General features: G+C 38.0%; 12 protein-coding genes and 1 riboswitch. Of the genes, 6 read left to right on the top strand and 6 right to left on the bottom strand.

Annotation, left to right across the window (positions count from 1 at the left end; genetic code table 11):
- Nucleotides 1–513: 513 nt before the first annotated feature.
- From hflX to pnuC, 6 genes are all read left to right on the top strand, one after another.
- A complete protein-coding gene (gene hflX / locus prwr041_RS08800; RefSeq protein WP_207153443.1) occupies nucleotides 514–1,761 on the top strand; it encodes a GTPase HflX in 1,248 nt (415 codons plus the stop codon).
- Between the two features lie 12 nt (nucleotides 1,762–1,773).
- Entirely contained in the window at nucleotides 1,774–3,621 is a 1,848-nt protein-coding gene (locus prwr041_RS08795; RefSeq protein ID WP_207153442.1) for a DUF4954 family protein, read from the top strand.
- 10 nt (nucleotides 3,622–3,631) lie between these two features.
- The gene (locus prwr041_RS08790) at nucleotides 3,632–6,535 is read left to right on the top strand and encodes a M16 family metallopeptidase (RefSeq protein ID WP_207153441.1); all 2,904 of its coding nucleotides are present in this window, start codon (nucleotides 3,632–3,634) and stop codon (nucleotides 6,533–6,535) included.
- Nucleotides 6,536–6,580: 45 nt separating this feature from the next.
- Nucleotides 6,581–8,236, top strand: a complete 1,656-nt coding sequence (locus prwr041_RS08785) for a fumarate hydratase (RefSeq protein WP_207153440.1) — start codon at nucleotides 6,581–6,583, stop codon at nucleotides 8,234–8,236.
- A gap of 166 nt (nucleotides 8,237–8,402) precedes the next feature.
- Nucleotides 8,403–8,502: riboswitch (TPP riboswitch) on the top strand.
- Nucleotides 8,503–8,583: 81 nt separating this feature from the next.
- Nucleotides 8,584–10,950 carry a TonB-dependent receptor gene (locus tag prwr041_RS08780; RefSeq protein ID WP_207153439.1) on the top strand — a complete coding sequence of 789 codons (2,367 nt, stop codon included), beginning with the start codon at nucleotides 8,584–8,586 and terminating at the stop codon, nucleotides 10,948–10,950.
- A complete protein-coding gene (pnuC, locus tag prwr041_RS08775) occupies nucleotides 10,950–11,558 on the top strand; it encodes a nicotinamide riboside transporter PnuC (RefSeq protein WP_207153438.1) in 609 nt (202 codons plus the stop codon). Before prwr041_RS08780 ends, pnuC begins: the two co-directional genes overlap by 1 nt.
- Before the next feature lie 288 nt (nucleotides 11,559–11,846).
- Here the strand turns inward: pnuC and prwr041_RS08770 are convergent, their stop codons facing one another.
- The 6 genes from prwr041_RS08770 to prwr041_RS08745 form a co-directional block, all read right to left on the bottom strand.
- Nucleotides 11,847–14,270 carry an alpha-L-arabinofuranosidase C-terminal domain-containing protein gene (locus prwr041_RS08770; RefSeq protein ID WP_207153437.1) on the bottom strand — a complete coding sequence of 808 codons (2,424 nt, stop codon included), beginning with the start codon at nucleotides 14,268–14,270 and terminating at the stop codon, nucleotides 11,847–11,849.
- Nucleotides 14,271–14,413: 143 nt separating this feature from the next.
- On the bottom strand, nucleotides 14,414–15,817 hold the full coding sequence (gene dnaA, locus prwr041_RS08765) for a chromosomal replication initiator protein DnaA (protein ID WP_207153436.1): 1,404 nt from the start codon (nucleotides 15,815–15,817) through the stop codon (nucleotides 14,414–14,416).
- A 369-nt stretch (nucleotides 15,818–16,186) separates the two neighbouring features.
- On the bottom strand, nucleotides 16,187–17,086 hold the full coding sequence (locus tag prwr041_RS08760; RefSeq protein ID WP_207153435.1) for an MlaD family protein: 900 nt from the start codon (nucleotides 17,084–17,086) through the stop codon (nucleotides 16,187–16,189).
- 16 nt (nucleotides 17,087–17,102) lie between these two features.
- Complete coding sequence (locus tag prwr041_RS08755; protein ID WP_207153434.1) at nucleotides 17,103–18,335, bottom strand: N-acetylmuramoyl-L-alanine amidase family protein; 1,233 nt, start codon at nucleotides 18,333–18,335, stop codon at nucleotides 17,103–17,105.
- Nucleotides 18,336–18,387: 52 nt separating this feature from the next.
- On the bottom strand, nucleotides 18,388–18,771 hold the full coding sequence (gene folB, locus prwr041_RS08750) for a dihydroneopterin aldolase (protein ID WP_207153433.1): 384 nt from the start codon (nucleotides 18,769–18,771) through the stop codon (nucleotides 18,388–18,390).
- Nucleotides 18,772–18,774: 3 nt separating this feature from the next.
- On the bottom strand, nucleotides 18,775–21,360 hold the full coding sequence (locus tag prwr041_RS08745; protein ID WP_207153432.1) for an adenosylcobalamin-dependent ribonucleoside-diphosphate reductase: 2,586 nt from the start codon (nucleotides 21,358–21,360) through the stop codon (nucleotides 18,775–18,777).
- Nucleotides 21,361–21,491: the final 131 nt, after the last annotated feature.

The raw sequence follows: 21,491 nt of genomic DNA, 5'->3' as shown, positions 1-21,491 counted from the left end.
TGGAGGTTTTTTGGCTATTTTAAACTTTTTGGTAATCTTTTTATTCTTAATTATTCGCTAGGTAATAAAAAAATCACATGATTAGAAAATCACAAGTACTTTAATGGTGATCAACATAAATGGCACTATCAAAATTTATTAAGAACTAGAAATACTTGCGATGTCTCACTGAAACAACCTTCGTAAATGAAAAAAGCTCCGACATCACGTCGGAGCAATTTCTCATTTTTTAATGTTTCAGCAGTTTGCTTTATGTAGTTATGATCTTATTGAAAATCAGTTTTATAATGATGCAAAGATATACAAAAGATTGATTTAAATCAAATGGCTATCATTTTTTTACGTAAAAAGTTACGTAAACGTTTGCGACGAAATAAGTGTCATCACACTATTCGACTGGTACTATTTTATCATAACGACACCTACATTATTATAAAAAATAATAGATAGGATTATATTAATTGTCAATCGAATTTATTATTTTTGCACAATAATTATATACATATACAATTAATGAAAGAATTAGTTATATCCGAAGTCAAGAACGAGACCGCTATCTTAGTTGGTCTTATCACAAGTAATCAAGATGAATCCAAAACTAAGGAGTATCTTGACGAGCTTGAATTTCTTGCAGACACAGCCGGTGCAGTAACGGTTAAAAGGTATACTCAAAGAGTAACCGGACCTAATTCCGTGTCGTATGTCGGTAAGGGAAAACTTGAAGAGATTAAACAATATATTAAAGACTGCGAAGAGAACGAAGAACCTATCGCCATGGTCATTTTTGATGATGAATTGTCTGCTAAGCAAACGAGAAACATTGAAAACGAATTGCAGGTTAAGATCCTTGACCGCACATCGCTGATACTAGATATATTTGCTATGCGTGCGCAGACAGCAAACGCCAAGACTCAGGTTGAATTGGCTCAAAACCGCTATATGCTTCCACGACTGCAACGACTTTGGACTCACCTTGAAAGACAGGGTGGTGGTTCTGGCTCTGGTGGAGGACAAGGTTCGGTAGGACTCCGTGGACCAGGTGAAACCCAGCTTGAAATGGACCGCCGAATAATTCTACAGCGCATAACACTACTAAAAGAGCGTCTGATAGAAATTGACAAGCAGAAGACTACCCAGCGCAAAAACCGCGGACAGATGATACGTGTAGCACTCGTGGGTTATACCAACGTTGGTAAAAGTACGATTATGAACATGTTGGCTAAGAGCGATGTTTTTGCAGAAAACAAACTTTTCGCTACGTTAGACACAACGGTACGCAAGGTTGTTATTGAGAATCTACCGTTTCTTCTTGCCGATACAGTTGGATTCATCCGTAAATTGCCAACCGACCTTGTAGACTCTTTCAAGAGTACGCTTGACGAGGTACGAGAGGCAGACATTCTGCTACATATTGTAGACATCTCTCACCCTGACTTTGAAGAGCAGATACAGGTGGTTGAAAAGACACTTAAGGACCTTGATTGCAGCGAAAAGCCGTCAATGATTATATTTAACAAAATAGATAACTATCATTGGCTTGACAAAGAACCAGACGATCTTACTCCAGAGACCAAAGAGAATATAACTCTTGAGGAGCTAAAGAAAACATGGATGGCACGACTTAACGACAACTGTCTGTTTATAAGTGCTAAGGAGAAGGAAAACGTTGACGAATTCCGTACGATATTATATAAAAAAGTGCGTGAGTTGCATGTGCAAAAGTACCCTTACAATGATTTTCTCTATCCAAAAATAGACTAACAATCCATAATTATGAGACAACTTACAGACGAAGAAATTACTATTCTTGAAGACCGCAGCTGTTGGGCTGAGGACTGGACCAACGTTCACGTGTCTGAAGATTTCAAGCCTAACTACATGCATCGCGTGATGCTGTATGGACAAATAAATATAGGGGCTTTCGACAAGAATATAGAAGTGAGTCGTGGATTTCTGAAACACTCAGGTATAAATAATGCCACATTACGTAATGTCACAATCGGCGATAACTGCCTGATAGAAAATATAGGTAGCTTTATCAACAACTACACTATCGGTGATGACTGCCATATAAGTAATGTCAGTTCAATGGAAACCACTGAAGGCGCTACATACGGAGAAGGTAATCTTATATCTGTTTTAAATGAAGTCGGCGACGGAAACGTAATTCTATTCAGTGATTTAAACAGTCAGTTTGCAGCTTTCATGGTAAAGCATTTTAATGACAGAGCTCTGAAAGATTCCATTCGTCGTCTCATAAATGAGGAAGTTGCTCGCAACCGCCAAGATCAGGCATGTATAGGAAACAATGTAAAAATTGTAAATACAAAAGAAATCACCAACACTGTAATCAATGATGACTGCGAGATAAATGGTGCGGCACGATTAAGCGACTGCACAATCCTTAGTTCTCCTAATTCAAATGTATATATTGGAACTGGAGTAATCTGCGAGAACTCAATCATCAGTGAAGGTTCAAGCATCATTAACAGCGTTAAGATGCAAGACTGTTTTGTAGGTGAAGCATGCCAAATTAGCAATGGTTTCACTGCTTCATCAAGCATTTTCTTCGCCAATTCTTACATGAGCAACGGAGAGGCTTGCGCCGCATTCTGCGGCCCGTTTACAGCCAGTCACCATAAGAGCAGCTTGCTAATCGGTGGAATGTTCTCATTCTATAATGCAGGAAGTGCTACGAACTTCTCAAACCACGCCTACAAAATGGGACCAATGCATTATGGAGTTCTAGAAAGAGGAACAAAGACTGCAAGTGGTGCTTACGTATTGATGCCAGCAAACATAGGTACATTCTCAGTATGTTTCGGCAAACTGATGTACCACCCTGACACACGTAATCTTCCTTTTTCATACCTCATCGCCTACGGTGACACGATGTATCTCTCTCCAGGAAGAAACATCACAACAGTGGGATTGTATCGTGACATCCGCAAATGGCCAAAGAGAGATGTAAGAGCTATCGGAAGTCAAAAAAGTATTGTAAACTTTGATTGGTTGTCTCCATTTTCAGTAGGTGAGATACTAGAAGGCAAGGCTATTCTTGAAAAACTCCTTGACGCTAGTGGAACAAATGTTACAGCTTACACATATCATAATTACGTTATAAACGCAGATTCTCTGAATAAGGGAATAAAATACTACGACATAGCGCTCCGCATTTATATGGGAGCAGTTTTGAAACGAGTTGTAAAGCGTTTTGGAGCAATTGAACCTCCTACCGATAACATTGGATTAGGTAAATGGAACGATCTCAGCGGTCTTCTACTGCCTGAAAGCGAGGAATTCCGCTTGTTAGAGGATATCAAAAGCGGAGACATTGAAACTATACAAGATGTTATAGAAAGATTTAAAGAGATTAACGACAATTATCGTGAGTATCAATGGGCATGGACATATAAGATGATACTTGACTACTACAAGCTCGACGAGATAACAGAAGTTGACATTGAACGTATCCGTATAGACTATGTTAAGGCACGCCGAGCATGGATTGCCGAAATAAAGAAGGACGCAGAGAAAGAGTATGCCATGGGCGACGTAGAGGAACACGTGCTCGATGACTTCATCAACAATCTGGATCACGAAATAGATTTTGAAAACTAAAAAACATAACATGAGACTTAGAATTATTTTAGCGTCTATAGTTTTGACAATGGCTTCAACAGCCATAGCCAAGGACTATCACTACACCACCGTCAAGGGAGATCCGATGCAAGCACGCATCTACACCTTGGACAACGGTTTGAAGGTCTATCTGAGCGTAAACACAGAAAAGCCACGTATTCAAACTTATATTGCAGTACGTACAGGAAGCCGCAACGATCCTGCAGAAACAACAGGACTAGCTCACTATCTAGAGCACCTTATGTTTAAGGGCACAACACATTTCGGTTCTTCTAATCTTCAAAAAGAAGCACCCCTACTCGATTCTATACAAAACAGATTTGAGATCTATCGAAAGATTACCGATGCAGCAAAGCGCAAGGCATACTATCACCAGATAGACTCTATATCACAAGTTGCTGCAAAATATAATATCCCTAACGAATATGATAAGCTGATGGCTTCTATAGGAAGTGAGGGCAGCAATGCATACACAAGCAACGACGTTACATGCTATGTTGAAGACATACCTGCAAACGAAGTTGACAATTGGGCAAAAGTTCAAGGCGACCGCTTCCAGAACATGGTTATACGTGGTTTTCATACCGAACTTGAAGCTGTATACGAGGAATATAATATATCTCTTTCAAACGACGGAGAAAAAGAATATGACGCACTTAACGCTATTATATTCCCTAAACATCCTTATGGAACACAGACAACAATTGGAACACAGGAGCACCTGAAGAATCCATCAATATTAAATATAAAAAATTACTTCAAACGCTATTATGTGCCTAACAACATAGCAATATGTATGGCTGGCGACATGAACCCTGACGAAGTTATAGCTACTATTGACAAATACTTCGGTGACTGGAAGAAGAGCGACAATCTTTCACGCCCAGAATATGCACCAGTAAAAAATCTAACCGCAGCTGTAGACTCAACGGTTACTGGTCTTGAGGCTGAAAACCTGATGCTTGGCTGGAAAGCTAACAAAGCTAGCGATTTGCAATGCGATACTCTTGACGTTATTAAGTCAATCCTATATAATGGGCAAGCTGGTATGTTCGATCTGAACCTAAACCAAAACATGAAGGTTCAATATGCCGGAGCTTGGTTTGAGAACTTAAACGACTACAGCGAGTTTCTTCTACAAGGAGGACCTAAAGAAGGTCAGAAGTTAGAAGATGTACGCGCATTGATGCTTGAGCAGATTGAAAAACTGAAGAAAGGTGAGTTCAGTGATGACCTCATTCCTTCAGTCATAAACAATATGAAACTCAGCTATTATACCTCTCTACAAAACAACAAGGACCGTGCAAATAAATTCGTTGAATCATTTATCAACGGTATTGACTGGAAGAACCAAGTAGATAGACTTGACAGAATTTCAAAACTTACAAAGAAAGATATTGTTGACTTTGCTAACAAATTCTTTGGCAACAACTACGCATGCGTCTACAAACGCATAGGAGAAGACAAGAATCAGAAGAAGATTGATAAGCCGCAGATTACAGCAATCCCGACAAACAGGGATAAAAGCAGTCAATTCCTACGTGATATAACATCATCAGAGGTTAAGCCTATCCAACCTAAATTTATTGACTATAAGAAAGATCTTACATTCGGAAAGACTAGTAAGGGACTTCCAATTATAATGAAACAGAATGCCGAAGACAAGTTGTTCAATCTGCAAATGAGATACGAATTCGGAAATGAAGCCGACGTAAGATACTCACACGCAGCCAACTATCTTGATTTATTAGGCACTGATAAGATTAGTGCAGAGCAGGTAAAACAACAGTTCTACAAACTTGCATGCAACTTCGGAATCAATGTTAACGGAAAGACTATAACAGTATCATTAAGTGGACTTGCAGAGAATATGCCACAGGCTGTAGCTCTTGCTGAGAATGTATTAAAAAATGCAAAGGTTGACAACACTGCATGGAAAAACTATGTAGCAATGGTACTAAAGAACCGTGAAGATACTAAGAAAGAGCAGAGGAGCAATTTCACTGCTGCTAAAGCTTACGGTATGTATGGAACATATAATAGTGTGAGAAACGACCTCACTGCTGACCAGTTGAAGAATACAAATCCAGCTAACATGTTGGCATTGATAAAGAAACTCAGCAACTACAAACATACAGTATTGTATTATGGTCCTGCAACAGAAAAGCAGTTGAACAACCTTATAACAAAGGAGCATAAGACTGCAACAAAATTAGCTGACGTACCAGTGAACAAGCCATACATGGAGCAACAAACTCCAAAGAATGAAATACTTCTTGCCCCTTATGACGCAAAGAACATCTACATGACGATGTATCACAACGAAGGTAAGAAGTTTAATCCAGCAGAAGCTCCTGTTGCAGCTGTATTCAACGAGTATTTCGGTGGCGGAATGAACACGGTTGTATTCCAGGAACTTCGTGAAGCACGTGGATTAGCATACAGTGCAAGCGCATATTATTACAATATGCCTATAAAGAATCACACACAATATGGAACAACATTCATCATCTCACAAAACGACAAGATGATGGACTGTATACGCGTATTCAACGAGATTATTGATACAATTCCACAAAACGAAGCCAACTTCAACCTAGCTAAGCAAAGTCTGCAAAAGCAACTCGCAAGTATGCGTGTTACAAAGATGAATATCATTAACTCTTATCTAAATGCAAAGGAAAAAGGTTTGGACTATGATATCAACAGGAGAATATATAACGCACTTCCATCGGTAACTCTTAAAGATATCGTTGACTACGAGAAGCAAAATATGGCTAGCAAACCATATCGATATATCATACTAGGTGACGAGAAAAACTTGAATATGAATGCATTAGAAAAGATTGCACCAATAAAGCGTATCTCTACTAAAGATATATTCGGTTATTAGAAAACTGCAAAATTTAAACACTTATTATAAATATTATCAACAAATATGGCAAACAAAGTTGAGTTCAAGTATGCTCCTATGTTCCAAGTGGGCAAGGATGATACTGAATATCGTCTTCTAACAAAAGAGGGTATTACAAAAAGTGAGTTTGAAGGTAAACAGATTGTAAAGGTTTCAAAAGAAGCATTGACACTTCTTTCACAACAGGCATTCCACGATGTAGAGTTTATGCTTAGACGTGAGCACAACCTACAAGTAGCCGAGATTCTGAAAGATCCAGAATCAAGCGAGAATGATAAGTATGTAGCACTCCAGTTCCTTCGTAATGCAGAAACAGCAGTAAAGGGAGTTCTTCCTTTCTGTCAGGATACAGGTACTGCAATCATCCACGGCGAGAAAGGTCAGCAAATCTGGACAGGCTTTGAAGATGAGGAAGCTCTTTCACGCGGTGTCTACAACACTTTTACAGAAGATAACCTACGCTATTCACAGAATGCGCCACTAAACATGTATGATGAGATAAACACAAAATGCAACCTTCCTGCACAGATTGATATCGAAGCAACTGAGGGTGCAGAATATCGTTTCGTCATGGTTGCCAAAGGTGGTGGTTCTGCAAACAAGACATATTTCTACCCTATGACAAAGGCTACAATACAGAACGAGGGTACTCTTCTGCCATTCCTTGTTGAAAAGATGAAGAGTCTTGGAACAGCAGCATGTCCTCCTTATCACATTGCATTCGTTGTTGGCGGAACATCTGCAGAGAAGAATCTTCTTACAGTTAAGTTGGCTTCTATCAAGTATTACGACAATCTTCCTACAACAGGCGACGAAACAGGTCGTGCTTTCAGAGATATTGATCTTGAGAATAAACTTCTTGATGAAGCTCACAAGATTGGTCTTGGCGCACAATTCGGAGGTAAGGCTTTAGCTCACGACATCCGTGTTGTACGTTTGCCTCGTCACGGTGCTAGTTGTCCTATCGGTATGGGTGTTTCTTGCTCTGCTGACCGTAATATAAAGGCAAAAATCAATGCTGACGGTATCTGGTTGGAGAAGATGGATACAAATCCATCAGAACTAATTCCTGCAGAATTTAGTAAGCCAGGAGAAGGCGCAACAGGAATAGAGATTGACCTAGACAAGGGAATAGACTCAGTTCGCAAAGAACTAGCAAAATATCCAGTATCTACACGTGTAAACCTCAAGGGTACTATCATTGTTGCTCGTGACATCGCACATGCAAAGCTTAAAGCCCGTCTTGATGCAGGAGAGGATATGCCACAATATTTCAAGGATCATCCAATTCTATATGCTGGACCAGCTAAGACACCAGAAGGATATGCTTGCGGTTCAATGGGCCCAACTACAGCGAATCGTATGGATCCGTATGTAGATGAATTCCAGGATCACGGTGCTAGTCTTGTCATGATAGCAAAGGGTAACCGCACACAGGCTGTTACAGACGCATGCCAAAAACACGGAGGTTTCTATCTAGGAACTATCGGTGGTGTAGCAGCTGTACTTTCACAGAGTTCAATCAAGAGTATTGAATGTGTTGAATATCCAGAACTTGGAATGGAAGCTATCTGGAAAATTGATGTTGAAAATTTCCCTGCCTTTATTCTTGTAGATGACAAGGGACACGATTTTTTCAAGGAACTTAAGCCTTGGACAGCTTGTAGCTGCAGCAAATAAGCAAACTTATCATTAAGATAAATCATTAAGAGAGAACTTTCCATCTTTGGAGGGTTCTCTTTTTGTTTAAAGACATTCTCATATACAAATTCTACTAAAAGCATTATAATAAAAGTTTTTTTGGTAGTATGACATTATTTAATTACTTTTGCATCGACATAAAGAATTTAATGTCAAGGGGTGCTACCGCTATTGCGGATGCTGAGATCAGACCCATGGAACCTGAAACGGATAATGCCGACGCAGGAACAACAACAAAATCCACGAGTTTATTTCTATAATAGTACCCCTATCGCAAAGAGACGATAACGTATAGACAAAAATTTAGGTATTAACAAATAAGCTTAATGAAAAAAGATTTGATTATCATTGCAGCTTTGTTAGCCGCAGGCGCAACAAAGGCAGAAACTACAGATTCCGTAAAGACGGTAAACCTACAAGATGTTGTTGTTAACGGAGTAAGAGCACAGAAAAACGCACCCTATGCCGTAGCTAACATAAGCCAAAAGAAACTGGAAACATTCTCTAAGAGCGGTCAGGAATTACCATTTCTATTGGCTCAAACACCAGGTGTAATAGGTTGGGGAGAAAATGGATTGGGTACAGGAACAGCACACCTTCGCATTCGTGGTGCAGCTGATTCAAGAATAAACGTAACGCTTGACGGAGTTCCTTTGAACTCTCCTGAAGACCAAACGGTATTCTGGGCAAACATGAACAGTTATGCAACGCTTATACGTAGTGCACAGATACAACGTGGTATAGGAACTTCAACAAATGGCGACGGAGCTTTTGGCGGAACAGTATCCTTGGCAACACTAGCGCCATCTTATACTCCAAGCTTTGAGCTAACAGGTTCTTACGGTTCATACAACACATACAACACTGGAGCAAACTTCTCTACAGGACTTATGGGAAAACATCTTATATTTGACGGTGCATACCATGAGACAGCTACAGATGGATACATCCACGGAACAGGCGGACGTTCTGGTTCATATTATGGTGGACTAACATGGATTGGTGACAATTTCCAGATAAGATACAAAAACATTGGTAACTTTGAGAAAACAGGTCAAGCTTGGAACGGAGTCACTGCTGGTGATAACGACATGTCACTTATGGACTACGGAGTGAAGACATATAAAGATATGTATGAAGCTGGTCTTGGCAAATACAATACTCTTTACGAAACTCTTAAATACGATGATAAGGGTAATTTCGCCAAAGATGCTAACGGGAAATATATAACAGAGAGATATCAGATGAATGACGGAAGCTATTGGGATAAAACTACTGATAATTATTATCAAAACCACAACATTCTTTCTGCTGTATGGCAACCTAGTGAACATTGGAGCCATAATATTGCCATCCACTATACTTACGGATATGGATATTATAAAGAGTTCCGCCCAAATAACAAACTTAAAAAATTTGGACTTACAAACTTCACAACTTCAGACGGAGAAACTGTAAAAAAGACCGACTTTGTACGTAAGAAAGGATTAACAGAAAACACATACGGAGCCATATACAACGTAAACTATAACGACGGAACATGGAATGTAACAGGAGGTGTAAACCTTCAGCAATTCCACGGAAATCACTTCGGTGATCTTACCTATATTGCAAACAAAGAGATGAGCGAAAAGTATCTGTCTAGCGGAAACTACAAGTATTATGACTCTGATGCACATAAATATGATTACAGTGGTTTTTTCAAAACAGACTATCACTTCAATAATTACTGGGATGCCTTCATGGATATACAGTTGCGATTAGTTGAATACAAGACAAAAGGTATTAATGACAAGTTTATAAGCAATGGAGACGGAACATATAGCAACCAGAAGCTTGATATTAATGAGCATTATAACTTTGTTAATCCTAAGGCAGGTATCACATATATGAACAATGGACACAAAGCCTATGCTTCTATAGCATATAGCAACCGCGAGCCAGAACGTAACAATTTCACCGACAACGGAAGTTATCCTTTCCCTACCCCTGAACGCCTTACCGACATAGAACTAGGATATGAATATAGTGGCAACAAATGGCATGCTGGGATAAACCTTTATTACATGTACTACAGCAACCAATTTGTTCAGACAGGTGCAAAGAGTGATATAGGCGAGAATCTTACAACAAACGTAAAGAGTTCTTATCGTATGGGAGCTGAAATTACAGCAGGCTGGAATCCACTATCATGGTTGACAGTTGAAGGCAATGCAGCACTAAGCAGAAATAGAATCAAGAATTTTGATGAGTCAGCAAGTGTAGACTGGGATGATTCATACCGTACAATACACTATGACAATTCTACCCTAGCCTTCTCTCCTTCAACGATATTAAACGGATTTGTGAATCTGCACTACCGTGGCGTACAAGCAATATGGCACACAAACTTCGTAAGCAGTCAATATCTTGACAATACACAGAACAGCGATCGTTCACTGCCTTGCTATTCACAAACTGACATAAATCTAAATTATACATTTAAGATAGCAAAGAAAGTGATTGGCATGAAAGAGTTGATTATAGGTGCTAACTTCAATAACATCTTCGACCGACACTATGCTTCAAGTGGATGGGTGTACTCATCAATCATAGACTCATACAATCATCCAAATGAAAATCGCTATTATCAAATAGGATTCATCCCTAATGCTGGATTTACCGCTATGGGATATATAACACTAAAATTCTGATGGATTTTATACTCGCACACGGATTAGATATATTTACAACGATACTCGGGCTGGTTTACATCTGGCTTGAGTATCGTGCTAGTATATTACTATGGATAGTTGGTATTATCATGCCAGCACTTGATATATGGCTTTATGCAAGTCATGGGCTATATGGAGATGCGGGCATGGCTGCTTACTACACAATAGCCGCCATGTATGGATATGCAATATGGAAATTCGGCAAGAAGTACGGACAAAGAAAAGACGAAGTATTGCCAATTACTCACATGAGAAAGAAATTATACATTCCAGCTACAATCTTCTTTTTCATAGCATGGGGAATAACATATTGGATTCTGAAAAACTATACAGATTCAAACGTTCCAGTGCTTGACGCATTTACAAACGCCATGAGTTTCGTTGGCTTGTGGGCTTTGGCAAGAAAGTATGTTGAACAGTGGTTATTCTGGATTATTGTTGATGCAATCAGCTGTTATCTCTACATTTATAAAGGACTTCCATTTAAAGCACTTCTGTATGGTTTATACGTCTGTATAGCAATCGCTGGGTATTATAAATGGAAAAAATCAGCTATTGATAATAATTTATCAAGAGAATGTAGATAGTTAATACTGTTATAATACTTAAAAAATCATATCAATAACTTGATAAATTGAAAATAATACTATATATTTGCATTCGATATGTAATTATATCAAACGCAAATAGAATATAATTTTTCGCATATATATTACAAGTTTGACAGAACTCGTGAGAAAGAAGTCAAACACACTTGAGTTAATTTATTTTAGTAAATACCTAGCGCCGGAATCGTGAGATTGCAGCGCTATTTTTTTTATTGCATCCATATAAAAAAGATTCGTCTGAAAATACTTTCAGACGAATCAGTATAATTACTTTATTCTAACAATGCTCAACGAGTAAGCCGGAATCTCAAGAGAAACAATTCCATCAGCAGGGCTCAAAGAACGTTCCATTGGATAAACATTAGTTGGATTATCAATAGAATTCTCATTAGTACCCTTCAAAGAAGACAACGAAATCAACTTAGCAGACTTTGCATTATAATTGCCAAGGTTTATATTTGTTTGGTTGGCTTCAGCTGTTGTATTTACTACCTTTACGATAACATCTCCAGTCTTCTCATCATAAGAAGCTGTTGAGAATACTCCCAATGCAGTATTCTGTTGCAGTTTGGTATCGAAAACAAGTTCATTATCCAACCAGCACTTGATACTGTCACCATTCTGCTTCAAAGTAATATCATACCATTTACCGGTCTTGACACTACCATGTTTAGTAGCAAGTTGCATTTTGGAACCATTAACAACCTGTTCTAGTCCATGCTGAGTATTTCCCCAACCACCAAAATTAATCCAGCTGTAATTATCCTTATCAACATAATTAAAGACAAGGATGAATCCTTCAGCACCACCATCTTTACGTGCTTTAGCTTTAACGGTATATTGATTAGACTTAATATCAGCATTCACAATATCAATGCAACCCTCCTTGTCTGAAGTCTGAGATACGATATTACCATCTGATTTCCAATCACCTTTAATTTCAAGCATAGGTTTAGCTGCATCAACACTAATCTGAGAAGCATTTTCAGAAGAGAAACTGTCGAAGCTGAAAGAAGCTTTTGTTCCCCATGTAGCAAATCCAAACTTACTAACTTCAGGAGCAACAGTTCGTGCCATCAAATTTTTAGTATATGGATCATTCATTGTTACATTGAGTACACGAGTACCAACATTATCAGCCATAACCTTCTGAACATAATACGAAGGAGTTCCAAAAACGTTGCTTGAGTTAAACTGAATCATATCTGGTCGCCACTTTAAATCATTCAAGTTGGCGAAGATAGGAGCATACGATGCCATTTTAACAACATCAGAATTCTTCTCCATTCCCATCATATATATTGCCTCACCCAAAGCAGCATCTAGAGAACCATTTACACCAAATCCTTGTGTTACCGCATATTCTCCAACATATATACCTTGCCCATCACGTGGATAACTATCATATTTATTAAAGTTACGTGCAAACCAAGCAGGACTGCGATAATAATGCTCATCAACAAGTTCAACCTTCTCTGGATTATTCCATCTAGGATCATCTGTACCCCATGCTGCAACGTCACCAATCAGATGCATTTTAGGATACTTTGCCAAGATAGCTTTCTTGAAAAGTTTGAAACGCTCATAGTATTTATCACTCAGATTTTTTTGTTCAGGTTGGTTATTTTCATTTCCAATCTCCAAGTACTCAATATTGAAAGGTTCTGGATGGCCATTCTTTGCACGAAGGGCACCATATTTTGATGTAACAGGGCCATTTGCATATTCCAAAGCATTCAAAGCTTCGTCAATCCATGGCTGAATTTTCTTCAACGGTGTAAAACCGCCATGCCAAATACCAACATTTACTACATAAAGAGGCTTTGCACCAAAATCTTCAGCCATCTGCAAATATTCATGGAAACCTAGACCGTCACTTGTGCGATATCCCCAGTTTACATTTTTATGACCATTGCGCTCTTCAATCGGTCCAATTGTACGTTCCCAATGGAAAGCATTTTCAGAACTTTCCTGTCCTTCTACGAAACAGCCACCAGGAAAACGCAAGAACTTTGGATGAAGTGCCAACAACATAGAAGCTAAGTCTGGTCTTAATCCGTTCTCACGATTATTGAATGTAGGAGGGAACAAACTAACAACATCAAACACAACATTACCTTTGCCTTCAGAAGTTATCCATAAACGAGAATTAGGCTGATTTTCCTGACAAGTAAATTCAGCATTATATTTCTTCCAGTTACCGGTAACAATATCAGAAATTTCGGTAACGGCAACTACTTTCTTATCATTACCAAGACATACATTCAACTTACCATCAAGGTTACCTTTAGCCCAAAAAGACAGTTTATAAGTGCGTCCTTGAACAGCATTAATTCCCCAATAACCATCATTATTAATGCCTGATGCCTTACCATTTCCAGCAAAGCCAACCTCTAAAGCTTGCGCTTGTGCCTTATTCAACAAGCCTGTTTTAACAAGCTTCATAGTAGCTCCACCAACAGAGTTCCAAGCCACTGCTTCGGTATTACTATCCTCAAAAGAACGGTTCCTGACAAGTTCGGCATACAATCCTCCATCAGCTGCATGATTAATATCCTCATAAAAGATACCATACAGATTAGGAGACATAACAACACCTTTATTGTAAACATCAACATTGATATTTACTTGAGCTGACGATTGCATAGCCATCATCAACATAGCTGAAAATAATAAATTTTTAGTTCTCATGCAAAATAATTGGTTACTAATAGATTTAGTGGCAAATATACACTTTTATTCAATACGAAATACAAATATCACAATGTTTAACACATAAAAAATCTCCAGTCAATAAGACTGGAGATATCATTTATATAATTAAAATACAAGTACTACTTTAGTCTAAAAGACGTTTCAATAGAACTAAGTTCATCCTTAAAAGCAACATCAACTTTAAGTCGTTTTTCTATCTGAGAACAACTATGAATAACAGTAGAATGATCTCTATTACCAACAAGTTTACCAATTCTAGAAGCAGGCATTTTTGTATATTTCTGTGCAAGATACATAGAAACCTGTCTGGCAACAACAAGGTCACGCTTACGGCTCTTACCGTTTACAGCAGAAGTAGTCACATTAAAATGATTGCAAACTGTATCCAGTATATCATCAACTGTAAGTGGTTTGTCATCAATCTTTACAGCCCTCTTAATGACTCTCTCTGCAAGTTTCATGTCAATATCACAATTATACACAACACTATATGCAAGAAGAGAATTAATGACACCTTGAAGATCACGAACACTTCCATTTGCTGTTGATGCAATAAAACTAATCACATCAACCGGAATATGCAATCCATCACGGCGTATTTTACTATTCAAGATTTCTACACAAAGTTCTACATTCGGTTTTTCCAATTCAGCAATCAGTCCACAAGAGAAACGAGTAAGAAGTCGTTCGTTCATGCCTTTAAGTTCAACCGGAGGACGGTCACTAGCAAGAATAATTCTCTTACCATTTCTGAACAGATGATTAAATATGTGGAAGAATGTATCTTGTGTTTTCGTTGCAGTAGCCCATTCCTGAATATCATCAACAATAAGCATATCAATAGTCTGATAGAAATTGATGAAATCATTAATTGTATTCTGTAGCACAGCATTAGTATACTGTACCTGAAACAGTCTAGCACTGATATAAAGTACACGCTTCTCGGGATACATCTGTTTACAGTGAACACCAATAGCATTCATCAAGTGAGTCTTTCCACAACCAGAAGGTCCAAAAATAAACATTGGATTAAACTGAGGAGTAGAAGGATGCTCTGCTATCGACATACCCACACTTCTTGGCAACTTATTACTTGAGCCTTCAACATAATTCTTAAAAGTAAGATGTGGATTAAGCTGAGAATCAATTTCCTGAGGCATAGCCACATCAAGAGATGAAGGTGGCTGGTTCGCATGATTATATGATTTCTTAGGCTCCGCATCAGCAGGATCTGCCTCAATATCTTGTGTAAGTTTATTTTCTTTATCTGTAACTACCCTATATGCAAGTTGTGCTCCCTCACAAAAAGTACGACAAAGAACCGTTCTTAGCAAACCCAAAAAGTTCTCCTCCAGATACTCATACACAAACGGGCTGGGTACCTGTACCAATATAGTCTTTGTATTTTCGTCGAAATTTTCAAGGACTAAAGGCTTGAACCATGTTTCAAACTGCTGAGGCGTGACGTTTTGCTTAACGAGCTCAAGAGCCTTACCCCAACAGTTATTAGGATTTACTTTCATCTATAAAAAATAATAAATTGTATGTCTTTCGACTTATAGCATTATTGCGAGTGCAAATTTAATAAAAGAAAATCATAAAAGCAAATCGCACAATTTAATAATTTTACGAAGGTACGTTATAAATCACTCATTTAGTGCGATTTACGCATTTAACATTAAACTAGCTTAAAGTGACTGTGTTGCAAATTTGCAAAGTGTTGATTTTATGAGCATTACAGCTATTTTTACCATATCGAACACTTTGATAGTGAAACATCGTTGAAATCATAGCTAAACATTAAATATTACACGGCTTCCGGTATCTACCGAAAGCCGTGAAACATTGCTATCTATTATTTAGACTAATTTTAATTAAAGCCAAATTCATATTTATTTATCTTTCTTTCCAAAAACAGAAAAATGAACATATCTCTTTGGATGTTGACGAACATTAATCAATAGAGAATCAGCGCTAATCATGGTTCTATTCATATTGTTATATAGAGCAGGATCATACATTAAATGTCCAAGAGTACCATCCTTGCTGTTCAGTTGATTAGTGAAAGACTTTAAGTTTGCGATTGTTTCATCAACCTGTGCCATAGTTCCAGCAACGTCTACAGATGCTAAATTTGACGTAAACTTATTTGTATTAGTAAGAATACCATCAGTCTTATGCATCAAGCTAGGAACACTTTTGTTCAAGCCTGTAGCTAATATATTTAATTGCTGCGATGTTGTATTAAGATTATTTGTTATACCCTCAATATTGTGCAATGAATGTGCTATTGCAGGATCACCCAAAAGAGTATTAACTCTAGTTAGAATACTATCCATCTTAGGCAACATCTTTTCAACAGTTGGAACTAAGGCAGCAACTTTCCCCATAAGGCCACTGTTCATACCACCAACAATTGTATCACCTGGATTAACTCGCTCTCGTGGATTATTCGCTAACAGTAGATTCATCTTTACGTTTCCCATTAAATCACTATTGATCTCTGCCGAACTCCCCTTAGGAATTCTCAAATCCTTATTCAAATCTATCTGTACAATAATATTGCCATTATTATCATAATCATAGTTGATATGCTTTACAACTCCGACCTTATATCCGTCAGCATAAATTGGATTAGAAGAAGACAAGCCGCTAATATCCTTAAACGATACAAAGTAAGTATTATCATTTGAAAAAATGGTCATACCTTTGAGAAAGTTGAGTCCAAAAAACAGCACAAGAATACCAAGTATGGCAACAAGTGCAATCTTTATTTCCTTTGTAAATTTCATATTTTATCTTAATCAATTATCTATTTGCCTTAAATTCTTTTATGGCGGCATTTACGTCCATCTTCACATCATTTTTAAATGCTATGATGAAAGCACCTGGGAATTTATCTAATATCTGCTTACGTAAACGATATATTTCATTATAGTTTGACGACGCTCCATAAGTAAACTTAATCATGCCGTTTTCTGTATATGAGCTAATGTCTGTTAGCCCATTAAATTGACTGTCATCGTTTTTCAGTTGTCCCTTACTGACAAGAATCTGAATTTTAAATACTGGTTTATCAGAGTCATTGCTGTCTTCTTTCTTAACTGCAACAGGGGCACGCTTTACCCTACGAACACGCTTAGTTTCAATCTTTGGTTTATCCTCACTACTATTTTTATAAGAAGGAGGAACCACCTGAGGCAAATCTACTGTAGGATTATCATCAGTATCAGGAGCCTTATACGGAACAGATATATCAATATCATATTTCTGTTTATATTTCATAAACGCATTGAATATTCCTCTCACATACATAGGTACAGCCTCATCTGAATTCATGAACGCCTCTTCGTCAGGAGATGATATAAATCCTAATTCCAATAGGCAACTAGGCATAGAGGTTAGTCTCAGCACAGCAAGATTATTTTGATGTGAGCCTCCATTTTGACGTCCTGTAGAAGCACATACGCACTGTTGTAACATACGTGAAAATTCTACACTTCTAGCACGATTATGATCAACAATGAATTCATACATTATGTCAGTTTCGGCAGAATTTGTGTCAAAGCCTTTATATACTGTTTTATAATCCTTCTCTAGAAAAATTACAGAGTTCTCACGTTTAGCAACTTCAAGGTTCTGCATTATTCCTTTATCTCCAGTATGCTCACCTCGTCCTAATGTGTAACTCTGAAATCCGTGAGCGGTCCTAGAACCATCAACGGCATTAATATGAAACGACATAAACAAGTCGGCATTATTCTTATTCGCAATTCTAGCACGCTCAACAAGTTCAAGAAACACATCTGTCTTACGTGTATATATAACTTTTACGTCAGGGCAATTACGTTCTACATAATCACCAAACGCCAAAGCGTATTTTAATGTAAGGTCTTTCTCTTTTGAATAAAGACCAGGGGCACCTTGATCACGACCACCATGCCCAGCATCTATTACAAGTGTAAACTTATGGTTTGCTGCTAATAGTGTAACAGTAAACAACAACATTGTTATCAGTAAGAATACCTTCTTTTTACTCATATACCAGTATATTCTTGGCAAAAATAATAAAAAATAATTAGAAAACCTAACTTTACAGTTCGGTTTTATCATTTATTAAATGAAGTTCAATCCCAGCTCCATAGCAGTCTGCACCAAAAGGAGGATTAAGCTTGTTAAGTTTTACATCTAATACAGTTATCAGATTAAACTTTCTGAACAACCTATCAGCAATGCGATATGCCACACGTTCAAGAAGTTGACTTGGCACATTCATTTCCTGAGAGACTATATCATATACAGAAGCATAATTCAACGTATCATCAACTTCATCTGACAAGCAAGCGTCAAAGACTGGATAACCAATCCTTAGGCTCACGCTATAATCATTTCCCGTTAACCGTTCCTGCGGCATCACGCCATGAAAGGCATGAAACCGCAGGTCAGTAAGTGTTATGTAACTTTCTTTAATTATCATATATCATCCACATCTACTTGCACCGCAATTAGTACAAATCAGGCAACCTTCCTGATATACCAGCGTCTCATGTCCACAGACAGGGCATTTCTGACCATTAGCCTTTGTACCATCAACTATGTATTTTTTCAATGCGCGCTCTACACCATTTTTCCAAGTGTTGATACTCTCATCTTTTAACTGGAGAGAAGCAACGAGCTTGAGTACATGATCAATAGGCATACGATATCTTAGCACACCTGAAATAAGTTTTGCATAGTTCCAGTATTCAGGGTTGAACTTCTCACTCAATCCTTCTACAGTGGTCTTATATCCACGTTTATTTTCAAACTGGAAATCATAACGATGAGAACCATCCTCATTTGTAGACTTGATAATCTTTCCCTTAATTATATTCTTTGGCAAAATAATACCTTCTTCATCATCCTGAAGACCAGTAAATATTTCATAAGGATAACCTTTGAGTAGTCCAACGAATGCAACCCATTTTTCTTTATTGTTTTGGAATCTAACTACATCACACTCCAATTCTTTAGGACGAACTTCAGTAACTTCTGGTTGTTCGCAAGGATGTCCCTTAGGTTGATCTTCCTGAACGTCTGCACCTTCAGCATGTCCGCTTTCTTTCTTATCCTTCTTAGATACAGAAATCATTACACCAGCACGGCTGCCATCACGATATATAGTACAGCCCTTGCAACCACTCTTCCAAGCCTCAACATATAACCTGTTAACTAAATTCTCATCAACATCATTAGGTAGATTTACTGTAACAGATATACTGTGGTCAACCCACTTCTGTATAGCACCCTGCATCTTGACTTTCATAAGCCAGTCTACATCATTCGCAGTAGCCTTATAATATGGAGATTTTGCAACAAGATCATCTATTTCTTCCTGAGAATATTTCTTTTCTGTGTCATAGCCATTGACCTTCATCCATTCAATGAACTTACGATGATAAACAATGTATTCTTCAAAACTATCTCCAACTTCGTCAACAAAGTCTACATGAACATCAGTATCATTAGGATTAACTTTACGACGACGCTTATATACAGGCATAAACACTGGTTCTATGCCACTTGTTGTCTGAGTCATCAAAGAAGTTGTACCAGTAGGAGCAATTGTAAGACAGGCTATATTTCTACGACCAAACTTCACCATATCTGAGTATAATTCAGGATCAGCATCCTTTATACGATTAACGAAAGGATTTTTCTCCTCACGCTTTGCATCATAAACCTCAAAAGCTCCACGTTCTTTTGCCATATCAACAGAAGAACGATAAGCATTAATAGCTAACGTCTTATGAACAATGACAGAGAAGTCAGTCGCTTCCTGTGTACCATAACGTAGTCCCATTGCAGCAAGCATATCACCTTCTGCAGTGATACCAACGCCAGTACGTCTTCCCATACCGCTCTTACGCTGTATTTTCTTCCACAAATTATATTCAGAGCCTTTAACTTCATCACTTTGAGGATCATCAGCTATTTTTTTCATTATAAGGTCAATCTTCTCCATCTCAAGATCAACAATATCATCCATTAATCTCTGCGCAAACTGCACATGTTTCTTGAATTTATCGAAATTAAACTTAGCATTCTTTGTGAATGGATGATCAACATAACTATAAAGATTGATACTGAGCAATCTACATGAATCATAAGGGCACAAAGGAATTTCACCACATGGGTTTGTACTTACTGTACGGAAACCTAAATCGGCATAACAATCAGGAATACTCTCCTTCAATATGGTATCCCAAAACAGCACACCAGGTTCAGCACTTTTCCATGCATTGTGAACTATTTTTTCCCACAACTTACGGGCTGATATTTCTTTTTTGAATTTAGGTGTTTCTGCATTAATAGGCCATTGCTGCATATAAGGCTTGTCACTAACAGCTGCCTTCATGAATTCATCATCAAGTTTTACAGACACATTTGCTCCTGTAACTTTCCCTTCTTCCATTTTGGCATCAATAAAAGCCTCACTATCAGGATGCTTAATACTTACTGACAGCATAAGAGCTCCACGACGACCATCTTGAGCAACCTCACGAGTAGAATTACTGTATCTTTCCATGAATGGAACGAGACCGGTAGATGTTAGAGCTGAATTGTTTACAGGGCTACCCTTCGGGCGAATATGACTAAGATCATGTCCTACTCCACCGCGACGCTTCATCAACTGGACTTGTTCCTCATCTACTCGCATTATAGCACCATAACTATCTGCATCACCATCAAGACCGATAACAAAACAGTTGCTTAGACTTGCCACCTGATGATTATTTCCAATGCCAGTCATTGGACTACCGGCAGGAACGATATACCTGAAATGATCAAGAAGTTCAAAAACCTCCTGAGCAGACATCGGATTCTTATACTTATTTTCTATACGGGCGATTTCATTAGATATACGCCAATGCATATCCACAGGACTTTGCTCATAGATTGCACCAAAGCTATCCTTCATCGCATACTTGTTCACCCATACTCTTGCAGCAAGTTCATCACCACCAAAGTACTTTAAGGCTGCCTTAAACGCATCCTCGAAAGAGAAGGTCTTATTGTTTTCCATTATTTGTAAATACAGTAAATTGTAATTGCAAATATAGGATAATATTTTGATATAATGAAACGATTCCCCTGTTATTTTTTCAAATAAATTTTCCTTTTAGAAAACTTTTGCTTGAAGTAAAAATCAAAAGT

It is taken from the genome of Prevotella herbatica (genome assembly GCF_017347605.1).
Classification (GTDB): Bacteria; Bacteroidota; Bacteroidia; order Bacteroidales; family Bacteroidaceae; genus Prevotella; species Prevotella herbatica.
The sequence above is the reverse complement of the archived record's forward strand: the minus strand, read 5'-3'. Positions and strand labels throughout refer to the sequence as shown.

Excerpts from the sequence above, each read along its gene's own strand:
- prwr041_RS08790 (WP_207153441.1), top strand. The coding sequence starts at position 3,632 with ATGAGACTTAGAATTATTTTAGCGTCTATAGTTTTGACAATGGCTTCA.
- dnaA (WP_207153436.1), bottom strand. The coding sequence starts at position 15,817 with ATGAAAGTAAATCCTAATAACTGTTGGGGTAAGGCTCTTGAGCTCGTT.
- folB (WP_207153433.1), bottom strand. The coding sequence starts at position 18,771 with ATGATAATTAAAGAAAGTTACATAACACTTACTGACCTGCGGTTTCAT.
- prwr041_RS08770 (WP_207153437.1), bottom strand. The coding sequence starts at position 14,270 with ATGAGAACTAAAAATTTATTATTTTCAGCTATGTTGATGATGGCTATG.
- pnuC (WP_207153438.1), top strand. The coding sequence starts at position 10,950 with ATGGATTTTATACTCGCACACGGATTAGATATATTTACAACGATACTC.
- prwr041_RS08780 (WP_207153439.1), top strand. The coding sequence starts at position 8,584 with ATGAAAAAAGATTTGATTATCATTGCAGCTTTGTTAGCCGCAGGCGCA.
- prwr041_RS08795 (WP_207153442.1), top strand. The coding sequence starts at position 1,774 with ATGAGACAACTTACAGACGAAGAAATTACTATTCTTGAAGACCGCAGC.
- hflX (WP_207153443.1), top strand. The coding sequence starts at position 514 with ATGAAAGAATTAGTTATATCCGAAGTCAAGAACGAGACCGCTATCTTA.
- prwr041_RS08785 (WP_207153440.1), top strand. The coding sequence starts at position 6,581 with ATGGCAAACAAAGTTGAGTTCAAGTATGCTCCTATGTTCCAAGTGGGC.
- prwr041_RS08745 (WP_207153432.1), bottom strand. The coding sequence starts at position 21,360 with ATGGAAAACAATAAGACCTTCTCTTTCGAGGATGCGTTTAAGGCAGCC.
- prwr041_RS08760 (WP_207153435.1), bottom strand. The coding sequence starts at position 17,086 with ATGAAATTTACAAAGGAAATAAAGATTGCACTTGTTGCCATACTTGGT.
- prwr041_RS08755 (WP_207153434.1), bottom strand. The coding sequence starts at position 18,335 with ATGAGTAAAAAGAAGGTATTCTTACTGATAACAATGTTGTTGTTTACT.